Origin of the sequence: Dactylosporangium maewongense (genome assembly GCF_039531485.1) — a bacterium.
In the GTDB taxonomy this organism is placed as follows: domain Bacteria; phylum Actinomycetota; class Actinomycetes; order Mycobacteriales; family Micromonosporaceae; genus Dactylosporangium; species Dactylosporangium maewongense.
In genome coordinates this window covers 1-5,534 of record NZ_BAAAQD010000080.1, presented here as the reverse complement: position 1 = coordinate 5,534, position 5,534 = coordinate 1, and the positions used below count along the sequence as shown (strand labels likewise).

Annotated in this window: 1 protein-coding gene; it reads right to left on the bottom strand. The window is 70.6% G+C overall.

From position 1 onward, the window contains the following. Positions 1-5,488: amino acid adenylation domain-containing protein (locus tag ABD332_RS59730; protein WP_344516053.1), on the bottom strand; the 5,488-nt coding region annotated here is incomplete at its 3' end. Positions 5,489-5,534 lie beyond the last annotated feature (46 nt).

The window sequence follows — 5,534 nt, the reverse complement described above, 5'->3', positions numbered from 1 at the left end:
CCGGAAGGTTCTCGTAGAACCGGTCGCGTGCGGCTGGACTCAGGGCCTCGCCGGAGCACACCACCCGCCGCAGCCCGCCACACTCCGCGGCCTGGGGCGTCGCCAGGAACGCCTCCAACATCGACGGCACAAAGTGGACCGTGTCGACCCGCTCATCACGGATCAGCTCGGCCACGTAGCCGGGGTCGCGGTGACCGCCCGGCCGGGCGATCACCATCGTGGCGCCCTGGATCAACGGCCAGAACAACTCCCACACCGACACGTCAAACCCGAACGGCGTCTTCTGCAACACCCGATCACCCTCTTGGATGCCGAACCGGGACTGCATCCAGACAAGACGGTTCACGATGCCCTCGTGCGACACCGCGACACCCTTCGGCACACCCGTCGAACCCGACGTATAGATCACGTACGCCGCCTGACCCGACAGCACCACCACACCCGGAGCCGTCGCCGTCTCGGTGAACGGACCCTCCGACAACACACACACCGCACCCGCATCCGCCACCATGAACGCAACCCGCTCCACCGGCAGATCCGGATCGATCGGCAGATACGCACCACCAGCCTTGAGCACCGCCAACAACGCCACCACCAAGTCGAAACCACGCGGCAGCGAAACCCCCACCACCGAATCCGCGACCACACCACGCTCGACCAGCGACCGCGCCAGACCGTTCGCCCGACCGTCCAGCTCCGCATACGACAACGACTCACCCTCGAACACCAACGCCGGCGCATCCGGCGTGCGCGCCACCTGCTCGGCGAACAGAGCCGGCAACGTCGCCGCAGGCACGTCGACCGCCGTGCCGTTCCACTCGTGCAGGACACGGTCGAACTCGCCGGGGTTGAGAACACCGATCTCCGACAGCGGCACCGGTGTGGTGCTTTCCAGTGCCGAAACGAGGTGGGCGACGGCGGTGTGCAGCATCTCGGCGACCGCTTGCGGATCGATCGGGTCGACCGCGTCCACGGTGAGGCCGAACCAGGTCCCGTCGTCGTCGATGGACACGGTCAGCGGGTAGTTGGTGCTTTCCCGGGTGTACACGGTCCGGACACCGACGTCTCCGTCCCTCTCCGCGTCGCCCTGGGCCGGCGGCGCGCTGTTGTGGCGATAGTTGAACAGCGTGGCGAACAGCGGCTGGTCGGCCGGGACCGCGCTGACCCGTTGGGCCAACGCCAGCGGGGCGTGTTCGTGCTCCAGCAGCCCGGCCAACTGGCCGCGCATCGCGGCCACCGCGTCCTGGACGTCCAGGTTCTTGGTGACGAGCCGCACCGGCAGCGTGTTCATGAACAGGCCCGGCACCCGGTCCGCGCCCGCACCCGCGTTCATCCGGCCGAAGAGCACTGTGCCGAACACGACGTCCTCACGGCCCGACACGACCGACAGGACCCGCGACCACGCCACGTGCATCACCGTCGCCGGGCTCACACCCAGGCGCCGGGACGTGTCGCGCAGCTGCGCGGCGACGTCCGGGGCCAGCCCGAAGCCGGCACGCACCACCGCCGAGCCGTCGCCGCGGACGTCGTGCACCCCGAACGCCGCGGTCGGCTCGTCCACCCCGGCCAGCAGCTCGCGGAAGAAGGCCTCGTGCTCGCCGCTGGTGAGCCCGGCGCGGGCCTGGGCGACGAAGTTCCGGAACGGTAGCGGCTCCGGCAGTTGGTCCGCCCGGCCGGCCAGGACGGTCTCGATCTCGGCCGTCACCACGTCGAGCGCGGTGTGGTCCTGCATCAGGTGATGCACGCGCAGGACGCCCAGCCAGCGACCGTCGGTGGCCGGTGTGACGTGCAGGTCGAGCATCGGGGCGCGGCCCAGGTCCATTGCCGACCCGGCAGCGGACAGCAGTGCCGCCACGGGGTCCGTCGTCTCGACGGGCAGGCGCACCTCGGTTTGGGGCAGCGTCGCCGCCCGCCAGACCACCTGTACCGGTTCGCGCAGGCCCGACACCACGACCGACGTCCGGAACACGTCATGACGGTCGATCACGTGCTGGAGCGCCCCGGCGAAACGGTCGAGGCGGTCGCGGTCGGCGAACTCGAGCACGAACGACGTCACGTACACGTCGTCGCCGCCGTCCGCCAGGAGGTGGTGGAAGAGGATGCCTTCCTGCAGCGGGGCGAGCGGGTAGATGTCGGCGACGTTGGCCGCGCCGCCGTCGACGGTCGCGACGACCGCGTCGACCTCCGCCTCGGTCAGGTCGGCGAGGGGCAGCATGTGCGGTGTGATCACCTGCGTGCCGGCGGGAATCAGGTTCTCCGGGACGTCTACCTCCGCGCGGCCGGCCGCGGCCGCCAGCCGGGCCGGTGTCGGCGACGTGAACAGTGTCCGCACCGACACGGACACGCCGCGCACCCGCAGCCACTCGACGAGGCGTACGGCCAGCAGCGAGTGCCCGCCGAGGGTGAAGAAGTCGTCGTCGACGCCGACCTGTTCGAGGCCCAGGATCTCGGCGTACGCCTGGCACAACAGTTCTTCGCGGATGGTGGCCGGGCCCCGCCCGGATCCGGCGGTCGCGGCGAAGTCGGGTGCGGGCAGGGCCTTGCGATCCAGTTTCCCGTTGGTCGTCAGCGGCAGGCCGTCGAGCACCACCACCGCCGAAGGCACCATGTACTCCGGCAACCGCTGACCGGCGAATCCGCGAAGCTCCGCGCTGTCGACGACGCCGACCACGTATGCCACGAGGCGCTTGTCGCCGGGTGTGTCCTCGCGGGCGATGACGGCGACCCGGTCGACCTGCGGGTGGGCGGCGATGACGGCTTCGACCTCGCCGGGCTCGATCCGGAATCCGCGGAGCTTCACCTGTTCGTCGGCCCGGCCGAGGTACGCCAGGTTTCCGCCGGACGTCCAGCGGACCAGGTCGCCGGTGCGGTACAGCCGCGACCCGCTGTCGAACGGATCCGCCACGAACCGCTCGGCCGTCAACGCCGTCCGGCCCAGATAGCCCCGGGCCAGACCCGCACCGGCCACGTACAACTCCCCGGTCACACCGGCCGGAACGGGCATCAGCCGTTCGTCAAGCACGTACACGCGGGTGTTGACGATCGGGACGCCGATCACCGGCTCGTCACCGGCGGACAGTGGCTGCGACATCGCCGCACACACCGTCGTCTCGGTCGGGCCGTAGGCGTTCACGAGCCGCCGGCCGGGGGCCCACCGGTGCACCACGTCCGCGGGCAACGCCTCACCAGCAGACACCACGGTCGACAGCGTCGCCAGGTCATCCGGCGCCGCAACCGTCAGGACCGCCGGTGGCAGCGTCGCATGGGTCACGCCGAACCGGGTGACCGTCGTGGCCAGTCCGCGGCCCGGCAACAGGTCGTCGGCCGGGGCCACCACCAGGGTTGCGCCCGCACACAACGACACGAAGATCTCGGCGCTCGCGGCGTCGAAACCGGGTGACGCGAACTGCAGCACGCGGCTCTGCGGGGTCAGGTCGAACCGGCGCGCCTGCGCGGCGACAAGGCTGCGCAGGCCCGCGTGGGTGACGACGACGCCCTTCGGCGTGCCGGTCGAACCCGACGTGTAGATCACGTATGCCGGGTGGTCCGGGTGCGGTGCGTCGACTCCCTCCGCGCCGGTCGCTGTGGTCGCCTCGACGGCGTCGACGACGACCGAAGGCAAGGTCGTGGGTGCGCCTGCTGCTCGATCCGTTGAGGTCAGCACGCAGTGCGCGGCGGCGTCGGCGACCATGAAGGCGACCCGCTCGGCCGGCAACTCCGGATCGATCGGCAGGTACGCACCGCCGGCCTTCCACACCGCCAGCAACGCCACGACGAGGTCGGCACCGCGGTCGAGATACACCGCGACCACCGACTCCGGACCCACGCCGCGGCCGGTCAACAACCCGGCGAGCCGGCTCGCCCGCGCATCCAGGTCGGCGTAGGTCAAGGCGACACCCTCGCCCAGCACCGCGAGGGCGTCAGGTGCCTGCGCGGCGAGCAGCTCCGGCACGGTCGCCGCGGGCACGTCGACCGTGGTGTCGTTCCATTCGATCAGCACCCGGCGTCGTTCATCGGCGTCCAGCACGTCCACTCCGGAGATCGGAGTGGACGGGTCGGCCAGCACGGTCTCCAGCACCCGGACCCACCGCCTCGCGATGACGGCGACGGTGCCGGCGTCGAACAGGTCCGCGGCACCGGTCAGCTCGCCGTACAGGCCCGCGGCGGCGTTGCCGTCGCCGAATGCCTCGGACAGCGAGATCTCGAGGTCGAACTTCGCCGAGGACGTGACTGCCGCCGCCGGTGTCTCGGCCGGCGCCGCCTGGCCGCCGGGCCGGTCCAGCGCCGCAGTGTTCTGCAGGGCCAGCATGACTTGGAACAAGGGGTGACGCGCGAGTGAGCGGGCCGGCGCCAGTTCCTCGACGAGGCGTTCGAACGGCACGTCCTGGTGCTCGAAACCGGCCAGTGCCGTCTCGCGCACCCGGCCCAGCAGCTCGACGAACGTCGGGTCACCCGACAGGTCCGTCCGCATCACCAGGGTGTTGACGAAGAACCCGACGAGATCGTCCAGTGCCTGGTCGGTACGGCCGGCGGTCGCGACCCCGATGGGGATGTCCGTGCCGGCGCCGAGCTTGGACAGCAGTGTGGCGAGGGCGGCCTGCAACAGCATGAAGACTGTCACGCCCTGGGCCTTCGCCACCTCCAGCAGCCGGGCGTGCAGGTGTGCCGGCACCGTCACAGGCACCGAGTGGCCGTGGTGTCCGGCCACGGCCGGGCGGCGGCGGTCTGTCGGGAGAGTCAGTTCCTCGGGCGCGCCGTGCAGAGCCTGCCGCCAGTAGGCGACCTGGCGGGAGATCAGACTGTCAGGATCGGTCTCGTCACCCAGCAGGTCCCGCTGCCACAAGGCATAGTCCGCGTACTGCACCGGCAGCGGCGCCCACAGTGGTGCCCGCCCCTCCGCCCTGGCCGCATACGCAACCGACAGATCCGTCGCGAGAGGCCGCATCGACCAACCGTCACCAGCAATGTGATGCACCACAACGACCAGCACCCGCTCACCGGAGCCACCATCGAACAACCACGCCCGGATCGGCACCTCCACCGCCAGATCGAACGCGTACCGGGTCGCCGCCTCCACCACACCGGGAAGATCCACCGCGGACACGACACTGGTATGCAACCGCCAGTCCAGATCCCCGGCCGCGATGATCCGCTGCAACGGCACACCACCGGCCGTCGGGAACACGGTCCGCAGCACCTCGTGCCGGCCCATCACATCCAGCAACGCCGCCTGCAACACCGCCACGTCGACCGTGGCGGGCAACCCGAGCACGGTCGGCAGGTTGTACGTCGCCGACGGACCCTCCAACTGACCGATGAACCACAACCGCTGCTGCGCATACGACAACGGCAACCGCTCCGGCCGCTCCCACGGCACCAACGCCTGACGAGCCCGCCCCGCACCAGCCAGCCGACCAGCCAACCGCGCCGGCGTCGGCGCATCGAACAACGCCCGCAGCGACACCTCCACACCGACAACAACCCGCACCCGACTGACCAACCGCACCGCCAACAGCGAATGACCACCCAAAGCG